This window comes from Brevibacterium sp. VCM10 (assembly GCF_000583215.1).
Classification (GTDB): Bacteria; Actinomycetota; Actinomycetes; order Actinomycetales; family Brevibacteriaceae; genus Brevibacterium; species Brevibacterium linens.
Map to the genome: position 1 here is coordinate 46,216 of NZ_JAJB01000003.1, position 22,113 is coordinate 68,328.

Genomic DNA, 22,113 nt, shown 5'->3' on the forward strand with positions numbered 1-22,113 from the left:
AAGTTCCACTGCGGACGTTGGACAACTGGAGCCCATTTGAAGACCACCACGACGGGAACCGAGGACCTCGGCTCCGTCCGCGAGAACGTCACCCGCGTCATTGACGAGACTTCGTCCCTCAATGCCGAACTCGCCAAGGAACTCATCAGCGCCTACGACCGTGAGTCGAAGCTGCTAGGAGGCATCAACAAACGCGAGAAGGAGATCGAGCGACTGAAGAACGAAGTCGCGAAACGGGATGCAAAACTCGCCTCGGTCAATGAACGACTCGAACGACTGCTGGGCTCAAAAGCCATGCAGGTCCAGCGCGCTTACTGGCGCCTGCGCCGTCCGCAACGCGGCACTTCCCAGCAGAAGGGTGGTCAGTCATGAAGGACGCCGATATCAAGAAGCGGCAGGCCGCTCTCGACACTCGCATCAAGGAACTGAAGGCAACCCGCACTCGCCAGAAGTCGCTCGGCGTGCACACGCAGTCGGACTATTTCATCGACGGTCTGCTCGGACGGCATCCCTACATCGACCTGGCCGAGTCGCGTGATGAGTACCTCGAACGTCACCGCGCCTTCGCAGCCCCTGTCGAGAGCAAGATCTCAGCCCTCATCGACGAGTCTCAGCAGCTGCCGAGGACCTCGGGGCAGCATTGGGATACTCGCCGGAAGCTGCGCATCGGGATCATCGCCGACCGGTTCCTCTTCGACTCGCTCAAGAACGCGGCTCATGTGGTGCCGATCCATCCTGAAACCTGTGAGCACGACATGGCGGACATCGACCTGCTGCTCATCACCTCGGCCTGGCGCGGACTTGCTGACGAATGGTTCAACGTCGCCCTGTCCGGTTCCCCGGCACGCCAGGTCCTCGAGTCGAAGATCGTTCCCTTCGCCCGCGCGAACGAGATCCCGATCGCCTTCTATTCGAAAGAGGATCCGCCGAACTACGAACAGTTCGCACCCCTGGCGAAGTCCGCCGACCACGTGTTCACCAGCGCCGTCGAATGCGTGCCTCGCTACCGTGAGTATCTCCACAATGAAGTGCCCGTGACTGTCCTGCCCTTCGCAGTGAACTTCGTCCATCATCATCCGCTCGGCAGCATGCGTCATTCCGGTCGCGAGTTCGTCTTCGCCGGTTCTTGGTTCGAGCACAAGTATCCGGAGCGGAAGTCATCCGCCCAGCGGATCTTCGACGGACTGCTGTCGGCCGGAGCCGATCTCACGATCGTCGATCGCAACCTCGAACTCGACACCGAGAAGTTCGCGAAAGCCGAACGCTATCTCTTCCCTGAGCGGTATCTGCCTCATCTGCACCGGCCGATCGATCACGAGACGCTCCTCGATCTCCAGCGGCTCCTGCCTGTCGGCATCAACCTCAATTCGGTTGTGAACTCCCAGTCGATGTACGCCAACAGGATCATCGAGCTGCAGGCCATGGGAACGTTCATCGTCTCGAACTACAACGCGGGCGTGAACTCCCTCTATCCGCAAGTGTGCATGCCCGACTCCGCTCTCGACATGGAGCAGACGTACCGGGCATTGACACAGCGCAGCATCCGGGAAGCACAGGTGGCGGGAATCCGTGCCGCGTTCACTGCCAACACCGCGTTCGACCGCATCGACACGATCGCCGAGGAGATGGGACTGGACTCCGGTTCTCCCGATCACACGGTCTACGTCACCGGACTGACGGAATCGGACTTCGACGCCTTCCGCCTGGCCCAGTCGTATGCGGGTCCGGTGGAGGTTCTTCCACACGACTCCGACCGGGTCGCCGGCGCTGACGGCGACGTCGTCATCGACCTGACCGGGCATTCCGATTTCGGTCCTCACCTCGTGCAGGACGCGGTGAACGCCTTCCGCTTCACCGACGTCGATGAGGTTCGGATTCTGCCCATCGATACCGCAGAACCTCTCTACGAATTCGTCGCTCCAGTCGACTCCGACCAGCACATCACTGCCACGTGGTGCCCCGCCGGAAGCCGCCTCGGTGACAGGGTCGGGCCCGAGCGGACGACTCTGGCGATCGCCTCGGACCTCATTCTCGAACCAGTCGAGACGATCGACGTCACTGTCGAACCTGAGATCAGCGTCATCGTGCCCGTATACAACAACGGTCCGCACCTGAAGTTCAAGTGCTTCGAATCCCTTCGCCGGTCTTCGATCTTCGACCGCTGCGAGGTCCTCCTCGTCGACGACGGGTCCACGGACATCGAAACGTCGGCGATCCTCGACGAACTCGACCGCGCTTATCCCAACGTTCGGGTCCACCGGTTCCCTGCCGGCGGTTCGGGCAGTGCGTCGCGTCCACGCAACAAAGGACTTGAACTCACCAACACCCCGTTCGTGACGTACCTCGATCCGGACAATGAGCAGACGAACGACGGTTATGCTCTGCTGCTCGAGATGGTCGAAGAGCACGGATACGACTTCGCCATCGGCAATATGATGCGGTTCAAGCACAACCGGATCATGATCAAGAACGCCGGTATTCTGCGTCCGGTCGTCGGCGAGGAGGGTGTACTCGAAGACAATGCGCTCTCTAAAGTGAAGTTCCAGCCGATGAGCATCCAGGCCCTCGTGGCCGATACGCAGTGGCTGAAGAGCCTCGGCATCTATCAGCCGATCGGCGCCGTGGGACAGGACTCCTACTTCTTCCAGCAGATGCTCTTCCACGCCGACCGGATCGGGCTGACGTCGACACCGATCCACACCTATTACGCTGCGGTGACGAACTCGACCGTCAACGCCATCGGGCCGCGCTTCTACGAGAAGTACCTGCCCCTGGAAGAGGACAGGTCTGCGTGGCTGCGCGAGGTCGGCCTGCTCGAGGACTACAACGCCAAACGGCTCGAGCCCTTCGTCAAAGGATGGTTCGTCCAGAAGCTCGCGTTCGCCGCCGAAGAGGATATCGATGAGTGCAAGAGCCTCATCCGTCGACTCACCCGGTTCTACGGCAAGACGTCGTGGAAGGACGCCGAGCTCGCCGAACTCCATGCCGTCACACATGTCTGAGGCCGCACTCAGCGAAGAGCCCCAATTCGAGCGACTGGGCACATTGCTGCCCGGAGACCGCATCGAACGACGCCCCGGTCTCTTCCAACGCTTCGATTTCCACGCCGGAACGGTGACGGTTCCCGCGCTCCTGTGGTCAAGGGACCAGCCGACCGGCCGTCTCGTCATCGCCTTCAACGGAGCAGTCCGGAGGACACCGGGGAAGGATCCGCAGGAGATCTTCCAACGGCGGACCTGGGTCGACGACTTCGACGCCGATGTCCTCTTCATCTCCGATCCGACGCTGCGCACGGACAATCAGATCAGCATCGGATGGGGGCAAGGAGCTCCCGGCCGATTTGCGCTGCCCGCGATGGCCCAGACGGCGCGATTCGTCGCGGAGTGTCTCGAGGTTCCGTCGGCTGCTCGCCTGTATTTCGGGACCAGTGCGGGAGGCTTCCAGGCTCTCCAAACAGCCGCCCGCGACGAGGGCAGCCGTGCCCTGGTGAACAACCCGCAGATCGACTGGACGAAGTACATCCCGGTGTACGTCACAACGATCGCCCGCCAGTCCTATGAGGGTGCGACTCCAGAAGAGACGGCGGAGAACTTCCCGGATAGGACGTCGACCGCTCAGGCCTTCGCCGAGTTCGGGCATATCCCCCGAACTCGCTGCCTGCTCAATGCCGCCAGCGAGAACGATGCCCTCGCGCAGCTGCCCGCGCTTGTCGACGCTCTGCCCGCTCAGTCCGGTGAACGATCCTGTTTTGATGTATCGCTGTATTCCGACGTCCGTGGCGGTCACAATCCACTGTCCAAAGCCGCCACCGCCGCGGCCGTCAACGCTATCGTCAGCGAGGCCGCAGATGAGTGAACGCATCGAGGTCGACACCCGTGAAACAGCACCTGAGCCTGTGTTGGAGTCCGTTCCTGCCGTAGAACCGTCGAGTGAGAGCAGCCGAACCGTCCGCGTTCCCGCTGAGAACCCGATTGTCGACGGCATCGCAGCTGCCGCTCGTCTGCTGTCCGAGCATTCCGATGACCTGGAGACGGCCGCGCGGAAGATCAGCTCAGTACTCAACGGTCTGACGTCGTCGGCAACGGTCTGCCGGATTCTCTTCCACACTGCGGTGGCCGAAGGTTCATCTCTGCGATCGCGGTTCGTGGCTGACCTGTTGGCCACGAACGAACGCGTCCAGCTGGCACGTCTGCTGGCCGATCAAGCGGTCGCGACAGGGGCGAAGCCCTGGCAGAGGAGACGGTTGGAGTCCCTCATGCAGGATGCTCCGAACAGCAACTTCGGTGAGGGCGCCCGCCGATCCATCGAACTGACCATCTCCGCTGACGGCACGACCACGCTCGAGTCAACAGGGTCGGATGTGCAGCCAGCAGCTCAACACGAGCTGCGTGCCGTCACCCGCTCTCTCGGTGCGGATACAGACTGGCTCGCCGAACTTGTCTGCGCCCTCGATGACGCTCCCGTCGGTATCCAGCACGACGTCGTCTGCATCCGGATTGCGCCGACTGAGCTCGCTCGCCAAGCGCTGACACCGGTAATGGAGACCCTCGCGATCCTGCCCGTCGTACCCATACTCGTCGCCGAGTCTGTCTCAGCGGCACTGTCGACCTCTGACTCGGTGGGTCGGCCCCTCCTCGATCGGGCTCGAGCCATTCTGCTCACACCGAACCGTTCGGGACAGCAGACGATCATCTCGATCCGCGGCTCCGAACTGCTCGACGCAGGACCGAGCTCGGACCTCGTCCTGCCGACGGAAGTCGATATCCAAGCGCTGGGAGCCGCCCTCGGACTGGCGACCATCGTCGAGTCACCTGTGCTGGCCAAACACGTTCGCACGGTCGTCGACTCTCTTCGGATCGAATCATCCCGACTGCTGCCCCTGTCCTCTGCGACCAGAGCGTTCGCCCGACTGCTGCGGTTCCGCGGTACGAGGCGGCAGACCGCACCGATCCGCGACATTCTGACCGGACACCTCCTGGCCGCCGGCTTCTATGCCGAGTCCAAGGCTCTCGTCGATACCGTGCCGGCGTCCGACCGCGGAAAGATCTACCGAGCGCGACGCATCCGCGCTCTCTTCGGAACCGGACGTTTCGACGAGATCGCCGACACTGCCGATCCCACGACCGCATCCGCCGCGGACCGACCTCTCATCAGCGAGTCCGCAGCCGCCTCGGCGATGCTGCGCGAGCTCGAATCCGTGTCCGAGAACACCGCGGTGCCGTTCGAGCCCGTGCCCGGCAGGATCCTCACCATCCTCCACGCGAGCGCACCGGACCAGAGCGGCGGCTACGCGGTTCGGGCGCACAGCGTCCTCAAGACCATCGCCGCAGGCGGCTTCGAGGTCATCGCTCTCACCCGCCCGGGCTTTCCCGAGGCCGCGAATTCGTTGGGGCCGGGGGCGACCACCGAGGTGGTCCATGACGGGATCCGCTACCTGCGACTGGGCAGCGAGGCCGCCCGCGCCGATGGTGAGTTCGCGTACATGCGCGAAGCCATCGACCATTTCGCCGAGGTGATCCGCCGTCAGCGACCGACGGCTGTCCATCTGCGATCGACCTATGTCTCGGCCCTCCCGGGGCTCATCGCAGCCAAGCGCTTCGGTCTTCCCGTCGTCTATGAGGTCTCGGGTATGTGGGAACTCGTCTACGAGGCCGCGAACACCGCCCGGATGGAAGGGCGTCGTGCACGCACCGTGACGCTGGAGAACGCAGTGTTGGAGCATTGCGACGAAGTCCTCACCATCACCGAGGCGATGCGAGACATCATCAACAGCAGAGTACGTACTCGATGTCCGATCGGCATCATGCCCAATGCCGTCGATACGGCTGAGTTCGCGTCTGCAGAGAAGAACCCGCAGGTGCTCTCGCGATTCGGTTGGAGCGCCCACGACCCGATCATCGGATACATCGGCACGTTCGTCGGCTACGAAGGCCTCGACATCCTCGTTCGCGCCATCGCTCTCGTTCGCAGCCGCGGAGTCCAGGTGCGCGCGCTGCTCGTCGGAGACGGCGCAGAGTCGTCCCGGATCCGCTCGCTGGCAGCCGATCTCGGCCTCGACGAATCGACCATCGTCTTCACCGGGCGCGTCCCCCACGAAGAGGTCGCCGACCTCTATTCGGTCATCGATGTCTGCGCCTATCCGCGCCTGCTCACCCCAGCGACCCGTGCAGTCTCGCCGCTCAAACCCTTCGAAGCGATGGCAGCGAAGAAGTCCGTCATCGTCTCCGACGTCCCGGCCCTGGCGGAGATCGCCGGATACGGCGAGCGCGGTCTCGTTGTGCCCAGCGGTGACGTCGAGGCTCTCGCCGAGGCGATCAGCGCGGTCATCGAGCATCCGACCGCGACGCAGTCACGGGTGGAGGCTGCGGCCGCATGGACGGAATCGGAGCGCAGCTGGTCGGCGGTCGGGGCGGTCATGGAATCGGCGCTCGCTAGGCTGACGTCATGACACGGACAATGCTGTTCTACGGGCATGTCGCCTCGAACTGGGGTGACCTCGCCATCAATGCCGGTGCCCTCGAGCTGATGCGCCGGGCCGAGGTCGACATCGACGACTCGACGGCTGTTCTCCTCGCTCCTTCGGACCAGTTCCGCAGGCAGGCGGGCTTCACCCTCAAGGGCATGAAGCAGCTGATCGTTCCGGCCGACGGTCGCGCACGCGGTGGCCGTGACGAGGTCGAACTGCTCATCGACTACGTCGCTCATCCGCACAGGTTCGCCGAGGATGTCGGTATGGCCGATGTCGACCTCGTCGTCCTCAACGCCGGTGAGCATCTCTTCGAGTCGGCGACCGGGGAGAACCTCATCGACCTCGTGTGGAGGATCCTCCCCGCACTGGCCGCGCAGTCGCTGAAGAAACCAGTCGTCCTGCTGCCGTCGACCGTCGGCCCGTTCCGCACGTCGTTCGGGACCACACTCGAGGAGTTCCTCCACCAGGGCGTCGACGCCGCAGCCTTTCGCGACCTCGAGTCCCGGAGACTCGAGTCGCCCGACCTCGGTCAGGAGCTTCCGGTTCTCCTGGATCCCGGCTTCTTCGTGCCGGGACTTCGGGCCCAAGAGGATGAGAACCGCGACGAGGATGTTCTCGGCATCGTCCTGCGGCCCGAGGACATGGGAATCCGTCCGGGGTCCCGCCGTTCGGCATTCGTGCAGAACAAACTCCGAGAATCGCAGTTCCGCAGTTCCCAGGCATACCGACTCTTCACCTCGGTGGCCGAAGCCCATCTGGCCGACGGAGGGCGGGTGAAGGTCATCGTTCAGACCCGAGCCGACCGGGAGATCTCCACGGCGGTCGCCGACCATCTCATCGAGATCGCTGGGTCGGACAAGGTCGAACTCATCGATCCGGCCGGATTCCGGTCGTTCGTCGACGAGCTCGGCCGCCTCGGCGCTTTGGTGACGTCTCGCTTCCATTCGGTCATCCTCGCCTCGTCTCAGGCGGTGCCGACCGTGGGCGTGTATTCGGAGACGCACGGGCACAAGATGCCCGGGCTGTTCGAGCTGCTCAAGTTTCCCGACTGCGCCGTGCGTCTCGACGACCGCAGCATTTCGACGGTGCGCGACGAAGTCGACACGGCACTGTCCACGGTCCGCGACTCCATCGACGAGATCCACAATCGGATCCGGGCAAACAGGACCCTGGTCCGTCGCTGGTTCGCAGAGGCGATCGCCTCGCAGGAGACGGCGACGTTCGACACGTCTGCACTGAAGATCGAGGCCCTGGCTCTGCTCTATCGGACAGGGCTCGAACGCGCGCAGAAGGAATCGCTGTCCCAAGTGCTGCAGGCCGTACACGATCTGCGCGACGCCGACAGCCACTCAGATGACAATGCACCCGGCGCAGAGTCGCGCTGAGAACGACCCGAGGAGTTGAAGAGATGATCGAACGCACCATCCCTGAGGAGGGGCACCACCACGCCGAATCGGTGGCGGCGTTCACCAGGCCCCAGCCGGGCGCCTCGACAACGTACACGATCATGCTCGATGACATCCCCATCGATCTGCGTTATGACGATCGCGGGTTCGACACCACCGTCGTCTTCTTCCACGCGGCGATCACGAAGGCGGTAAGTCGGTACCCGGTGTTCTCCGGGGCCACGTTCTCCGAGGATGTCGCGGCGAATCGTCTGTTCATCAGCGACCCTTCGCTCTACGTCGATTCCCGGATCAAGCTCGGCTGGTACGCCGGCAGCAGTCGGCAGCCGAAGCTGCAGGACGCATTGACGGAGATCATCTCCAGATTCGACGGTCCGGATCGTCGGCTCGTCTTCTTCGGCGCATCCGGAGGCGGTTTCGCCTCCCTCTACTACTCCACGCACTTTCCCGGGTCGATCGCTGTGCCGGTCAATCCGCAGACGACGATCCGCAACTATGTGCCGGTCATCGTCAACCGGTACCTCAACTATGCGTGGGACGGACTGTCCGTCGACGAGCTGCCGGTGTGCACCGATGTCATCGAGCTCTACCGTCGTCCCGTGTCCAATTCGGTGCACTATGTGCAGAACTCCGGCGACAGCGATCATATGGAGCACCACTATGCGCCGTTCTTCGATGTGCTGCCGGAAGGTCACAAGATGGAGTCTCACCTCGTCGATGCCGGCGAAGGCCATGTTCCACCGAAGCGGGCGCTGCTGGGAAAGATCCTCAAGGACGTCGTCGGCAGCTGACCCTACTCAGGTGATGGTGAGGCGGAACGGGAGCGTATTGGCCTCGGTGTCTCCGGAGAACTGACGCAGTTCGACCGACCATTTCGACGCTCGGAAGTTCTGACGGATCGACCAGCCGCCGTCCTCTGCACATTCGGCCGACCCCATGTGCTTGAAGTCGTTCTTGCCTTTCAACCACAGTTCGATGCGGCTGCCGGGTGTGCCGACTCCGATGAACTCGGTGACGCCCGCTTTCCGGGATTTCCCCGGCAGGGGCGAGCGCAGGTAGAAGAACGGTTCGGTCCGTCCGAAGATGTCGGAGTTGATGCGGATGCACTTCTGCTTGAGCTTACGCGTCCGACGGTGCAGAGCGAGCAGTGCGTACTGCTGCGGTTGAGTGCGACGCCAGGTCAGCCCCATCGTCTCTGGGATCGCTTCATGTTCGACGACGCTGGCTCGGAACGCTTCGAGGTCGATGCCGAACGGGTTGAGATCTGCTTGGGTAAGCGGGCGCATGGAGTCGCCGAATTGGGCGATCCGCGAGTCGTAGTCCCCGTCGCCTTGCCGATGGTAGAGGTAGAGCCAGTCGTCGGTGTCGGTCTCGACTCTGTGGGCCAGTCCCCCGCGTTGAACCGCGGTGGTCAGCCATTTGCGGTGGGATGAGAGCATGAGGTCACCGACGTCGGTGGCTGAACCGAAGAAGGTCGAGTTCGGGACGTGGCTGGGGTAGATCAGTTCGCCTCGGTTGCCGCGCGGTGCATCAATCCCGACGCCTTTCGCTGTCGTGGCTACCTGTGCCCCGGCGACATCCGGTTCGAAGGCCTCGAGGTGGGCATCGTGCAATCGGGCCGAGATCGCATCATCGTCATCGAGCAGCTGGGCGTGTAGGGGACGACTCGGGTGCGTCTCCGCCCTGAGCGCCGCGCGCACCGTGTCCCCGAGGCGGGAGTGGTCCGGGACGAAGTGGAAGCGAACAGTATCGCTGAGTCCTTGGGCGTCGATGACGTCGTGGACATCACCGAGGATCGCCGGCGGCAGATCCGAGTCGAGCAGGATGGCCCAGACTAGGTCTCGTTCTCCCATCGCTGCCACGCTGGCGGCGGTGATGCTGCTGAAGAGTCCGAGTCGGGTTCGCCACCAGACGGGGTCGAAGATGCCCACACCCATGCGGGTCACCAGTACAGTGCGCGTTTGAACTGCCACGGTCGTCGCCGTCAGTCGGCGAAGGCGACGTCTGGTGCGAATTCCGCGATGCGATCGCCGACGCCGAGCAGCGATTCGATGGCCGCGACCGATCGGGCGGCTGCTCGTCCGTCACCGTACGGGTTGACGGCCTTCGCCATGGCTTCGTAGGCGAGCGCGTCGTCGAAAAGTCGGGAGACCTCGGTGGTGATCACGGTGGTGTCGGTGCCGACGAGTTTGACCGAGCCTGCGGTGACAGCCTCGGGGCGTTCGGTGTTCTCACGCATGACGAGGACGGGCTTGCCGAGGCTGGGGGCTTCCTCCTGGATGCCGCCGGAGTCGGTGAGGACGACGTCCGAGGCGGCCATGACAGTGGTGAACTCGCCGTAGGACAGCGGTTCGGTGACGAGCACATTGTCGAACTTCTCGACTCGGGGAAGAACGGCCTCGCGCACGAGCGGGTTGCGGTGGGCCGGGAGCAGGATGAGCAGTTCGGGTCGGGCAGCGGCCAACTCGGCCAGCGCGTCTCCGATGTTCTCCATGGACGAGCCGAGGTTCTCCCGACGGTGGGTCGTCACGAGAAGTTTCGGGCGGTCAGAGGCGACATAGTCCGCGACGACCGGATCAGCGGGGGCGACATTCATGTCGACGGCGATGTGGAGGGCGTCGATGACGGTGTTTCCGGTGACGACGACGTCAGCCGGATTGACGCTCTCGGCCAACAGGTTGTCCCGTGAACGTGCGGTCGGAGCCAGGTGGAGGGCGGAGATCTGACTGGTCAGCTTCCGGTTGGCCTCCTCGGGGAAGGGACTGAGCAGGTTGCCCGAGCGCAGCCCGGCCTCGAGGTGGATGACCGGAATGCCGCGGTTGAAGGCGGCGATGGAGGCACCCATGACTGTGGTCGTATCGCCTTGGACGAGCACGGCGTCGGGCGCCTCACTTTCCAGCACGGTGTCGAGTTCCCCGATGACACGGGAGGCGATCCCGTTGAGAGTCTGCCCCTGGGACATGATGTTGAGGTCCACGTCCGGGGTGATGCCGAACAGGTCATTGACCTGGTCGAGCATCTCACGATGCTGGGCCGTGACGACGGTGCGGGATCGCAGGGTCGCACTTGATTCGATCGCCCGGATGAGTGGGGCCACCTTGATGGCTTCCGGCCTGGTGCCGAAAACGGTGAGGACAGTTGGGGTCACGCACGAACTCCTGGTCGGGAGAACCACGGGGGCCGCCTCGGCGGGGCAGGGTTCTCGCATCAATGCCGATGTGGGTAATGGTATGCAGTTCTGCGGAACTTGGACATACCGACTCCGTCTATCTCATCATGTCGGGTCCACTCCGACCGGCCGATTCTGCGGACCTTCACAACTCGTTCACCCAAAGTTGATAATGAAGTCACGTCAGCGGTCATTTCATGGGTCATTGTGGTCAGGTTGCCTCGAGAAGCTCTCAGGTAACATCAGAAGTCGTTCATCTCGAGTTTGGAGCATTGCACACATGCCGCCCACCGCCACCTCTCAACGCCCCTCGGTCGCCGTCATCGGCCTCGGTTATATCGGTCTTCCGACAGCAGCTGTTCTGGCCAGTTCGGGCGCAGAGGTCGTCGGGGTCGATATCAACGCCGATGCCGTGGCTACGATCAACGCCGGTCAGGTTCCTTTCGTCGAGCCGGACATGGCGACGACGGTGGCCGGTGTCGTCTCTCAGGGTTATCTGCGGGCCACGACCGAGACCCCGCACGCGGACAACTACATCGTCGCGGTGCCGACGCCGTTCAAGGACGGGCACGAACCTGATCTCTCCTACATCGAGACCGCGGGCAAGCAGATCGCTCCCCTGCTCGAGGGCAATGAGCTCATCATCCTCGAATCGACTTCGCCTCCCGGAGCAACGGAGTTCCTGGCCGAGACGATCATCAACGCTCGCCCGGATCTCACTCTCAAACCCGGCAGCGCACAGACCGTCTACTTCGCGCACTGCCCTGAGCGCGTTCTGCCCGGCCGGATCATGATCGAGCTGCGGACGAACGATCGCATCGTCGGCACCCTCAACGGAAATGCCGGCGAACGTGCGCGTGACCTGTACGAACTGTTCTGTGAGGGCGAGTTCCTCATGACGGATGCTCGCACTGCGGAGATGGCGAAGCTGACCGAGAACGCTTACCGCGACGTCAACATCGCCTTCGCCAACGAGCTGTCGGTGATTTCCGACGGTCTCGACATCAACGTGTGGGAGCTCATCAAGCTCGCGAACCACCACCCTCGAGTCAATATTCTGCAGCCCGGCCCCGGAGTCGGCGGCCATTGCATCGCCGTCGACCCGTGGTTCATCGTCTCCACTGCGCCCGAGCAGTCGTCATTGATCCGCACCGCGCGTGAGGTCAACGACTCGAAGCCCGGGTATGTGCTCGACAAGCTCCTCCCGCAGGCCCGTCGCATCCAGGATGTGCAAGTCGCAGCGCTTGGCCTGGCGTTCAAGCCGAACATCGATGACCTGCGGGAGAGCCCGGCACGGCAGATCGTCGGGCAGCTCGCCAATGCACTCCCAGAAGCCAAGATCATGGCAGTGGAGCCCAACATCGACAGCCTGCCTTCGGAACTCGAGGAGCGCGTCAACGTCACTCTCACTGAGGTGAACGAAGCCATTCGCGCTGCCGATATCGTGCTGCTGCTCGTCGACCACAACGAGTTCACCCGCATCGACCGGACTCTGCTCACGCAGAAGATCGTCCATGACACCCGTGGAGTGTGGGGCTAAAGTAGACGGCGATCCGTCGACGCGACATCAGCACTAGCAACAACCCTAGTCGTGCGTTTCTTCAATCAAACTTTTCACGGTGTACTACTAGACCTGACTCCGGCTCCAGGGGACAATGGAATATGGCTGAAAAACCCGACGTTGTCCCCGCAGAAGCAGACTCGATTGATCACGATTTCGATATCGTAGTTTCATTTGCCGGAGAGGATCGAGAGCTAGTTGCCGAGCTAGTGGATAAATGTAAATCTAAAGGATATTCGGTTTTCTACGACGAGGATGAAGTCGCTTCACTCTGGGGAGAAGAACTTACCGAGTATTTTGCCAACGTATACGAAAACCGCTCACGTGCTGCCATCATGTTCATTTCGGAATATTATGCAGACAAACCCTGGACTACTCATGAACGCCGATCAATCTTAGTTCGCGCTCTAGGTCAGGCCGCAAACAGGAGCTCTCCTTACGTTTTCCCAATTAGGATCGACGACACTGACCTTCCCGGGCTTCGAAGCTCAGTATCCTACGTGGATTCGCGAAAGTATTCCGTGGATGAAATTGTAACTTTCATCGAGAAGAAAATTGGCGCTCCGATGAATCCACCTAAGCCAGTTATCGACCGCACACCACTCACGGCTGAAGAATGTGGCTCACTCCTAAGCGAGAGGCCCCCTGGATGGGAATATTTTTATACCGCTTACCTACTGGTAGAAGCAGTCAAGGCTCGAAGAGAAGAATTGCGGGATGCCCGAAACGGCTTCTTTCATCCTGGCGAGTACATCGAACCTGAAAGAATATTGGAGCTGTCTACCCAAGAGATATCACGACTCTTCGGCATCATGGACGCATTTGACGGGCTGTTTAACGAGCGTGCTCAGTCCGAAGCATGGGGAGATCCAGGTGAACCAGGCGATACGGAAACGATCGAATATATGGCAGATCGCTACGGACGGCTGATAGATATGTTACTTCAGTGGTCCAAGAGAGTCGGCGGTTATTCGACTCTTACCGCAGAGGCGAGAGCGTATCTTCGCGCCCTGACTAAATACGTTGAGCAACCGATCGAATCATTAACGTCCTTCCCTCACACGTTCCGGAATGAAGTAAATCGAATTCCTGTAGCGCTCGAGCAGGGTGAGGCGATCGAGCTGACATTGACAGTTGAGTGGACTGTCCCACCTGAAACTTCAGATAAGTTAGAACTAGCAAGAGTGGCTCTTGATAAATCGATAACCTAGGCCGTGGCAGCAGGCTAGAACTACGTGGAGAGACCACGCGAACCCACCCAACGGCCACACCCCACCTACTGAACTCGAAACAACTTGACTCCGCATGAGAGCCTTAAAATCCGCGACTTTGACCGACCAATCGTTAATCAATATAAAACTATGTTCACAGTCGCCACTAAAAAGGGGGGACTAATAGCGAGATATAACGGCCTCCGCTTGGGGAGGGAACGCTAATTTTTGTTTGGTTTGCGGAGATAACGTTTCTTGGATTGCGCGCAATAGCCTCTGAGTCAGCGACGTATGCTGGACTCAACGTTTCCACTGCAGAACGAGGGCGCCTCGTTTCAGCTGGTGGAGACCACGCTTGTCGCCCACCGATGTGCTGAGGAGAAGAATTGACCGCTGAACCGATCTGGCTTCCCGACCCCGACCAGACCCCGCAACCGCAGATCGCCGACTTCATCGACTTCGCCAACCAGCGCACCGGCCAAAACCTGGCCGGATATGACGATCTGTGGAATTGGTCGGTGAGCGACCTCGACGGGTTCTGGGGCGCGGTCTGGGATTTCTTCGAGGTCATCACCGATGAGCCCTATACCGAAGTGCTCGCCGATCGGTCCATGCCCGGCGCCACCTGGTTCCCCGGCACCCGTCTCAACTACGCCGAACACGCACTGCGAGCCGGCCTCGACGACACACTCGCCGACGAACCGGCCATCATCACCATCAAAGAATCCGGCGAGCGCACCGAGACCACCTGGCGCGACCTGCGCCGCCAGGTCGGATCCGTCGCCGCTTGGCTACGCGACCAAGGAGTCGGCGAAGGCGACCGTGTCGTCGGCTACCTCCCGAACACCCACCACACGCTCATCGCCTTCCTCGCGACCGCCTCGGTCGGCGCCATCTGGTCCGCCTGCGCCCAGGACTACGCCGCCGAAGGTGCGGCAACGAAACTCGGCCAACTCGAACCTAAAATTCTCTTCGCGGCCGACGGCTACCTGTGGAACGGTCAGGCTTTCGACCGCCGCGACCAGGTTTCGGACCTGGCCAAACGGATGCCGAGCCTGCGGGCCGTGGTCGGGGCGGGCAACCTCGGCGAGGAATTCACCGATGAACACGGTCAGATCACGAACCTCACAGCCTGGGACGATATCGCCGCCGGGAATGCGGAGCCCGAGTTCGCACGCGTCGATTTCGATACCCCGCTGTGGGTGCTGTACTCCTCGGGCACGACGGGGATTCCCAAGGGGATCGTGCACAGCCACGGCGGGGTCGTCGTCGATCACCTGCGTCTGCTGGGTCTCCACCTCGACCTCCGGCCGGGTGACCGGTTCTTCTGGTACACGAACACGAACTGGATGATGTGGAACCTCGTCGCCTCGGCGCTGGTGGGCGGTGCGACCACGGTGTGCTTCGACGGCAGTCCCCTCTATCCGGGGCCGGGCCGGCTGTGGGAGATCGCCGCGGACACGAAGGCGAATGTGCTCGGGGTCAGTCCCGGGATCTTCCTGGCCGGGATGAAGGCCGGGATCGAACCCGGCAAGGAGTTCGACCTCTCCGCGCTGCGGACGATCGGTGCCACCGGTGCCCCGGTGCCCTCCCACTGCTTCCCGTGGGTGCGCGATGCCGTGGGCGAGCGCGTGCAGCTGGCCTCGACGAGCGGCGGCACCGACGTCGTCAGCGGCTTCGCCGGATCCGCCCCGAACTGTCCGATCTGGGCCGGGGAACTCTCACGGCCCATCCTCGGCGTGGCGTTGGAGTCCTGGGACGATAACGGTCAGCCGTTGGTCGGCGAGGTCGGCGAGATGGTCATCACCGCCCCGATGCCGTCGATGCCGGTGAAGTTCTGGAACGACCCCGACGGTGAGCGCTACCGCGACACATACTTCTCGATGTTCCCCGGAGTCTGGCGCCACGGCGACTGGATCACCATCACCGACCACGGCAGCGTCATCATCTCCGGCCGTTCGGACGCCACCCTCAACCGGCAGGGTGTGCGCCTGGGCAGCGCCGACATCTACGACGTCGTCGACGGCATTCCCGAGGTGGCCGAATCCCTGGTCATCGGCGCCGAGCAGCCCGACGGCGGGTACTGGATGCCGCTGTTTGTGGTGTTGGCGTCGGGGGCTTCGTTGGATTCTGCTTTGCGGGACCGGATTGCTACAGAACTGCGGTCCAAGGCGTCCCCGCGGCATGTGCCCGATGACATCATTGCGGTCCCGGCCATTCCGCACACGAAGACGGGGAAGAAGCTCGAAGTTCCGGTGAAACGGCTCATCCAGGGGCATGATCTGGATCGTGTGGCGAATCCGGATGCTGTGGATTCGTTCGAGGCGCTGGGGTACTTTGCGCGGTTTGCTGGTGGGGCGGGTCGGACGCGGTAGCCGCTGCCAGCGGGTGAGGCGCCATCAGGCTCACCGACGCAGCTGCAGCCGGGACCAGGCAAGCGCGGTCAGCCCCGCAAACACGAGTCCGAAGACGACCACGAGCATCAACTGCAGGCCGGTTACCGTCGCTCCGGCGCCCATCGCCCACAGTGCCGGGGCCGCGACCGGCATCCATCCGCCGAATCCGGCCAAGGCAGAGATCTGGCCGATGACCACCAGCGCGATCGTGCACCCGACCGCCGCCAACAGCGACCGAGCCAGCGACGCCACCCAGGCCGAGGGAACGGCGATCAGACCGCTGAGCACCGTCAGCAGCCACAGACGCAGCAGCGCCGACACAGCCTCGGGTCCAGGTAACCCATAGCCGAAGGCGACGCCCAGACACGCCACGCTGACGCTGAGGAGCAGACCGACGGCCGTGGTCCACACCAGGTACACGGCGAGCTTGGCCACAGCGATCTGCCACCGACTCACCGGCAGAGCGAAAAGGCCGACGATCGTGCCATCGGCGAATTCGCGACCGAACATCCATGCCACGACAACTCCGCATGCCAGCAGCGACGACACCGCTACCACCTGCGCAGCTCCGGCCAGCAGTCCGGCCCACCCCGGGGCTGCAGCGGGACCGAGCTTCGCCATGAGATCGGGTTGTCGTGCCGCGGCACCCACGGTGATCACGGTCAGCAGCCCGCACAGACCCAGCACCAAGGTCAGCGTGGCGACCAACCCCACCGGCGACCGCAGCATCTTCACCGCCTCAACCTTCACAGCAGCACTCATCACAGGGCCTCCTCGGTGAGTTTCCGCTCTTCGTCATCAACTCGGATCCTCTCGAAGAAGACCCGCTCGAGGTCGGATGCCGAGGTATCGAGCTCACCGATCAGGCGCCCGGCGTTCATCAGCAGCACCCGATCGGCGATGCGTGTCACCTCGTCGAGGTGATGGCTGCTCACGAGCACCGCGGCCCCCGACTGTGCCCGCTGCAGGATCTGCTCGCGCAACAGGATCACCGATGCCGGGTCGAGGGAATTGGTCGGTTCGTCGAGGACGATGAGGCGGGGATCGCGCTGCATGGCAGCCGCGAGGCCGACCCGCTGCCGATTGCCCAAAGACAGCCGCCGAAAGCGCGTGCGGCTCAGCGCGGTGAGGTTCCAGGCCGCCATCGCCTGCTCGGGCTGATCGGACGTCCCGTGGTGAAGCAGGGAGGCGATATGGAGATTCTCGGCAACAGTGAGTTCCGGATAGGCCAAGGGCACGTCGACGAACGCACCGACCTCGGCCCAACGCTTGACCGGCATCCGGGTCAATGGCTGGCCGAAGATCCTGATGACGCCGCGGTCGGGTCGCAGCATCCCCAGCCCCAACCGCATGAGCGTGGTCTTACCGGCGCCGTTGAGCCCGACGAGGGCGACGACTTCCCCTGGCTTGACGGTGCACGACAGGTTCGCGACCCCGTCTCCTCCGGCGAAGCGGTGCCCGACCTCGGCGAATTCGAGCATCTCAATGCTCTCCCAGCGCGGTCAGTGCCGTACCCACAGCCTCGCCGAGGCCGGCAGTCTCCGACTGAGCCCAGGCGAGCAGAGCCACGCTCAATCCCGCGACGACGGCGGCCGGAACGACCCGCGCCGCGGCCGTGGGTACACCTCGATCGATGAGCGCGTTTGCAATGGCATCGACGGTGGCCGAGCTGCTGCGCTCGATGGCACCCGCCAGCCATTTAGCCGAAGCGATGATGCGCAGACGTTGTCGCAGATCGTCGAGCTCGGTGTCCGCGATGCCTGCCCACGCTTGCCGGATCCCTTCGACCACGGCTGTCATGGGCGGTTCATCGGCCGGGCGGGCGCGCACCGCCTCGGCGATTCGGGGGTCGAACGGGTCGTCGAGCAGCAGTGCCTCTTTGCTCGGGAAATGCCGGAAGAGCGTCATCTCGCTCACTCCGGCGCGCTGGGCGATCTGCGCCGTACCGGTCGCTTCGAAACCCTGCTCGACAAAGAGCTGCAGAGCGGCCTCGGCCAGCGCCTCGTGGGTGTTCTGCCATCGACTCATCTCTTAATGTTAGTCACTAACATTATGCGGTCAAGGGTTGAGTGGCAGAATCACCCGACTTCGTCGTTTCGAACGAACCCGACCCCGTGCTCCAATGTTCGTGGATGTACGGGGTCGGGCCGCCTCGGCGAGGGTGGAACTCTGGTCGTGGTGGGCTTTCCGTACCATCGCAACGCCGATGCCACTCCCACGAGAAGGACTCGTGCTCATGCGAGTCAGAGTGATCGATCGGTAGGTAACCGCAATAGGCTGGGGCGATTTCTCCACTGGAGTCGTCGCCTCGCTTGATCTACCCTGGAGGGGAAGTCCCCGGCATACGCCTCTGTCGAACCTGAGTCGGCAAGCAGCCGGGGTTTTTCTTTTGATCAGTGTAGGCAATACCAATTCGTATTGTGGAACCACTCAATCACTTCGGACCCCACCGCCTGCTTCTTCACTCTCTTCGAACGAGCGTCGCAATGCTCGCAACTCAACTGACGAACCCGACCCCGTACTCCACTGTTCGTGGAAGTACGGGGTCGGGCCGCCTCGGCGAGGGTTTCGCTATCTCACGTCGAACGATTCGACGGGATCACTCCCCGTCGATGTGTTCAGCTGCGGTCTCCTTGGTGTTCTCGACGTTGGCGATGACCTCTGCCGACTTCAGGCGGGTCTTGATGCCGACGTAGAAGACGATGGCGGTGAAGATCGCGCAGAGCAGCTCGCCCCAGCCGAACGGGAGTACGCCCATGGCGCCGTCACCGTAATTGCTCAGTAAGCTGAGCACGGCCAGACCGCCGAGCCACAGGATCATCCACCACCCGGACTTGAACTGCAGCGGCGGGATTTTGCTGCGGTCGCTGAACGCGTAGTGCAGGCCGAGGACCACATAGCCCAGCGCCATCGCCAGGAACAGCTTCCAGTTCGTGTCCCAGCCGGTCCAGAAGACGATGAGGTTTGCGGCGAGGAACCCGAGGAACGGCAGGGTGTCTCCGCCGGGCAGTTTGAACGGGCGTTCCTGGTCGGGCAGCTGACGGCGCAGCGCCGCCACGGTGACCGGGCCGGATCCGAAGGAGATGACGGTGCCGGAGGTGATGAACCCGACCATCTTCGCCCACGACGGGAACGGGAAGAACAGGAAGCAGGCGACGATGAACGTGATGAGCAGACCGAACCACGGGATGCCCTTCTTGTTCAGCTTCGTCATCGCGTGCGGGGCATTGCCCACGCGCGCCTGCGAGTACGACAGGCGCGGGGTGAGCGCGGTGAAGATCAGACCGGTGTCGGCCGGAGAGACGACGGCATCGATATAGAGGATGATCGCCAGCCACATCGCGCCGAGCATGAGCGCGATCTCGGCCCACGGTCCCGCCGAGTTCGAGAACGACAGTCCGCTCCAGCCGTCCTTGAGCAGGTCGGTGGGGATAGCGCCGATGAACGCGACCTGCAGGAGGATGTAGATGATGCCGGTGAGCACGATCGAACCGATGACGGCGAAGGGCACGTTCTTCTGCGGGTTCTTCGTCTCACCGGCGAACTCCACACCCTGACGGAAACCGAGGTAGGAGAAGACGATGCCCGCCGCAGGCAGGGCCGCGAAGATCGGGGCGATGCCGTTGGGGGCGAAACCGCCGAACTCGGGCATGTGGAAGTGACCGGGGTTGAACGCCAGCAGCGCCAGACCGACGAAGACGAGGACGATGACGAGCAGCTTCCACCACACGAGCACATTGTTGAACTGGGCGAAGAACTTCACGCCGAACATGTTGATGATGCAGAAGACCGCGACCATCGCGATGCTCACGAAGATGCCCGGCACCGTGAGGACGAGCACCCCATCCTTCGACTCCATCAGCCACGGCATATAGCTCGAGGCGTACTGGACGGCCGCGAGGACCTCGATGCCGACGGTTCCCGCCGCCGACAGCCACGTGATCCACCCGCTGGTGTAGCTGGCGAACGAACCGAAAGCATAGTGCGGGTAGCGCACGACACCGCCGGCGACGGGGAACATGACACCGAGTTCGGAGTAATTGAGTGCCACGAAGATGATGAGGATGGCACCGATGGCCCAGGACAGAATCGCGGCCGGGCCGGCCATGCTCGCGGCGTCGAACGCACCGAAGAGCCATCCGGAGCCGATGATCGACCCGACTCCGGTGAAGAGCAGCCCGGTCTTGCCGATATCGCGTTTGAGTCCTTTGTCATGGACGACTGTCACGCTCGTGTGCGAGCCCGATGACAGGGAATTGCGTAAGGACATCAGTGCCTCCCTAGGTCGTGACGGCTGAGTTTCCGCCGCCAGCTTTCTCCTGTCGAAACGTGATGTCAATTACATAGCTGGGTTATAAGGCAAGGTCACAGACTCAAACGACCCCGAACACGCCTTTTGGGTGTTCGGGGTCGAATGGCGGAACGTTGAGGGTCACTATGTGAGGATTTGGACTTTCGGGTCTCGGGTGCCGTACCGGCCTGATCAGCTCCCAGCGTTCGCATCCGCGGTCAGGTGGGCACGCGCCTCGGCGAGCATGGCCTCACGGGTCGCGATCTTCACTCGCTCACGTCCCTCGGCTTCACCGAGGGCCTTCTCTGCGGCCTCGAGCCGGTGGTAGCCCTCCCAATCGGTGAAGTCGACGCCCTTCGACTCGAGCAGCTCGACGATCGAGGACTCCTCCGGGTACACGGGTTCGGTGAGCGCCCCGGCGGCCTGATCGTCGAGGATGTGCCCGATCGTCTCGAGCGCATCGCCCTTCGTGTGACCGATGAGCCCGACGGGTCCGCGCTTGATCCACCCGGTCGTGTACACGCCGGGGATGACGTCCGCCTCGGCGGCCTTGGTCTGATCATCGGCGTCGACGACGCGACCTTCGTGATTGGGGATGACCTTCTTGGCCTCGTCGAAGGGCAGCTGCGGCAACCGCGTACCCGCATAGCCGACGGCCCGGTACACGGCATCGATGTCCCAGTCGTGGAAGTCCCCGGTGCCGTTGACGCCACCGGTGCCGTCGAGCTCCTGACGTTCCGTGCGCAGCCCGGTCACCCGATCCTCGCCGAGGATGGCCACCGGTGCATGGAGGAAGTGCAGGTGCAGACGCCGCTTTGCCCCGGTCTCCTCGCGCATCGCAAAGTCCGTGAGCGTCTTCGTCACCTGCTTGACCTGGTTGCTCGACTCGATGGCCTCGAGCGAACCCTGATCGAACTCGTAGTCCTCGGGATAGACGATGATGTCGACGTCTTTGACCTGACCGAGTTCACGCAGCTCGAGAGGCGTGAATTTCGCCTGCGCGGGACCCCGGCGGCCGAAGATGTGGACGTCGGTGACCTTCGAGGACTTCAGGCCCTCATAGACGTGATCGGGGATCTCCGTGGTGTGCAGGTCATCGGCCTGCTTCGCGAGCACCCGGGCCACGTCGAGCGCGACGTTGCCGTTGCCGAGCACGGCGACCTTTTCCGCGTCCAGCGGCCAGGTCTGGGCCACATCGGGGTGGGAGTCGTACCAGTTGACGAAGTCCGCGGCCCCATAGGAACCGGGCAGGTCGATCCCGGGCAGCGACAGCGGCGCGTCGATGAAGCAGCCGGTGGAGAAGATCACCGCATCGTAGCGGTCGGTGAGCTCGCCGAGGTTGATGTCGGCCCCGTATTCGACGTTGCCGAACAGGCGGATGTCACCGCGGTCGAGGACCTTGATGAGCGCGTTGATGATGCCCTTGATCCGCGGATGGTCGGGGGCGACCCCGTAGCGGACGAGCCCGAAGGGTGAGGGCAGGCGTTCGAAGAGGTCGATGCTCAGTTCTAGGTCATGTTCGGCCTTGGTCAGCAGGTCGGCGGCGTAGATGCCGGCAGGGCCGGCACCGATGATGGCCACTCTGAAGGGAATAGCAGGCATGGGTTTCC

Annotated in this window: 16 protein-coding genes; 9 read left to right on the top strand and 7 right to left on the bottom strand. The window is 62.9% G+C overall.

The features are described 5' to 3' along the window. Window positions 1-36 precede the first annotated feature (36 nt). The 6 genes from AD89_RS0100745 to AD89_RS0100770 are packed head-to-tail and all read left to right on the top strand — an operon-like array spanning window position 37 to window position 8,666. Entirely contained in the window at window positions 37-372 is a 336-nt protein-coding gene (locus AD89_RS0100745; RefSeq protein ID WP_025776698.1) for a hypothetical protein, read from the top strand. Beyond that, window positions 369-3,002, top strand: a complete 2,634-nt coding sequence (locus AD89_RS19110) for a glycosyltransferase (RefSeq protein ID WP_025776699.1) — start codon at window positions 369-371, stop codon at window positions 3,000-3,002. The genes AD89_RS0100745 and AD89_RS19110 overlap by 4 nt, the downstream gene beginning before the upstream one ends. Next, a complete protein-coding gene (locus AD89_RS20085) occupies window positions 2,995-3,855 on the top strand; it encodes a hypothetical protein (RefSeq protein ID WP_025776700.1) in 861 nt (286 codons plus the stop codon). The genes AD89_RS19110 and AD89_RS20085 overlap by 8 nt, the downstream gene beginning before the upstream one ends. Next, a complete protein-coding gene (locus AD89_RS19120) occupies window positions 3,848-6,448 on the top strand; it encodes a glycosyltransferase (RefSeq protein ID WP_025776701.1) in 2,601 nt (866 codons plus the stop codon). The genes AD89_RS20085 and AD89_RS19120 overlap by 8 nt, the downstream gene beginning before the upstream one ends. Beyond that, entirely contained in the window at window positions 6,445-7,854 is a 1,410-nt protein-coding gene (locus AD89_RS0100765; protein WP_081770294.1) for a polysaccharide pyruvyl transferase family protein, read from the top strand. Before AD89_RS19120 ends, AD89_RS0100765 begins: the two co-directional genes overlap by 4 nt. A gap of 23 nt (window positions 7,855-7,877) precedes the next feature. Then, window positions 7,878-8,666, top strand: a complete 789-nt coding sequence (locus AD89_RS0100770) for a hypothetical protein (RefSeq protein ID WP_025776703.1) — start codon at window positions 7,878-7,880, stop codon at window positions 8,664-8,666. 6 nt (window positions 8,667-8,672) lie between these two features. Here AD89_RS0100770 and AD89_RS0100775 read toward each other — a convergent pair whose 3' ends face one another. Together AD89_RS0100775 and wecB are read right to left on the bottom strand one after the other, a co-directional pair. Further along, the gene (locus AD89_RS0100775) at window positions 8,673-9,812 is read right to left on the bottom strand and encodes a glycosyltransferase (RefSeq protein WP_025776704.1); all 1,140 of its coding nucleotides are present in this window, start codon (window positions 9,810-9,812) and stop codon (window positions 8,673-8,675) included. Window positions 9,813-9,859: 47 nt separating this feature from the next. Next, complete coding sequence (gene wecB, locus AD89_RS0100780; RefSeq protein WP_025776705.1) at window positions 9,860-11,023, bottom strand: non-hydrolyzing UDP-N-acetylglucosamine 2-epimerase; 1,164 nt, start codon at window positions 11,021-11,023, stop codon at window positions 9,860-9,862. A 301-nt stretch (window positions 11,024-11,324) separates the two neighbouring features. Between wecB and wecC the strand changes: the two genes are divergently transcribed. The 3 genes from wecC to AD89_RS0100790 all read left to right on the top strand — a co-directional run bounded on the left by wecC (window position 11,325) and on the right by AD89_RS0100790 (window position 16,191). Further along, window positions 11,325-12,584: a UDP-N-acetyl-D-mannosamine dehydrogenase gene (wecC, locus tag AD89_RS0100785; protein ID WP_025776706.1), complete on the top strand. Its 1,260-nt coding sequence runs from the start codon at window positions 11,325-11,327 to the stop codon at window positions 12,582-12,584. Between the two features lie 122 nt (window positions 12,585-12,706). Next, the gene (locus AD89_RS19505; protein ID WP_081770295.1) at window positions 12,707-13,816 is read left to right on the top strand and encodes a TIR domain-containing protein; all 1,110 of its coding nucleotides are present in this window, start codon (window positions 12,707-12,709) and stop codon (window positions 13,814-13,816) included. Window positions 13,817-14,202: 386 nt separating this feature from the next. Next, window positions 14,203-16,191 (top strand): acetoacetate--CoA ligase, encoded by a 1,989-nt coding sequence (locus AD89_RS0100790; protein WP_025776707.1) that lies wholly within the window; start codon window positions 14,203-14,205, stop codon window positions 16,189-16,191. 30 nt (window positions 16,192-16,221) lie between these two features. On the opposite strand, the gene AD89_RS0100795 is transcribed toward AD89_RS0100790, so the two are convergent. The 5 genes from AD89_RS0100795 to AD89_RS0100815 form a co-directional block, all read right to left on the bottom strand. Then, window positions 16,222-16,974, bottom strand: a complete 753-nt coding sequence (locus AD89_RS0100795) for an ABC transporter permease (protein WP_025776708.1) — start codon at window positions 16,972-16,974, stop codon at window positions 16,222-16,224. Next, entirely contained in the window at window positions 16,974-17,693 is a 720-nt protein-coding gene (locus AD89_RS0100800; protein WP_025776709.1) for an ABC transporter ATP-binding protein, read from the bottom strand. Before AD89_RS0100800 ends, AD89_RS0100795 begins: the two co-directional genes overlap by 1 nt. A gap of 1 nt (window position 17,694) precedes the next feature. Beyond that, complete coding sequence (locus tag AD89_RS0100805; RefSeq protein ID WP_025776710.1) at window positions 17,695-18,240, bottom strand: TetR/AcrR family transcriptional regulator; 546 nt, start codon at window positions 18,238-18,240, stop codon at window positions 17,695-17,697. Window positions 18,241-18,811: 571 nt separating this feature from the next. Beyond that, window positions 18,812-20,482: an APC family permease gene (locus tag AD89_RS0100810; RefSeq protein ID WP_025776711.1), complete on the bottom strand. Its 1,671-nt coding sequence runs from the start codon at window positions 20,480-20,482 to the stop codon at window positions 18,812-18,814. A gap of 213 nt (window positions 20,483-20,695) precedes the next feature. Then, window positions 20,696-22,105 (bottom strand): FAD-dependent oxidoreductase, encoded by a 1,410-nt coding sequence (locus tag AD89_RS0100815; RefSeq protein ID WP_025776712.1) that lies wholly within the window; start codon window positions 22,103-22,105, stop codon window positions 20,696-20,698. Between the last annotated feature and the right edge of the window lie 8 nt (window positions 22,106-22,113).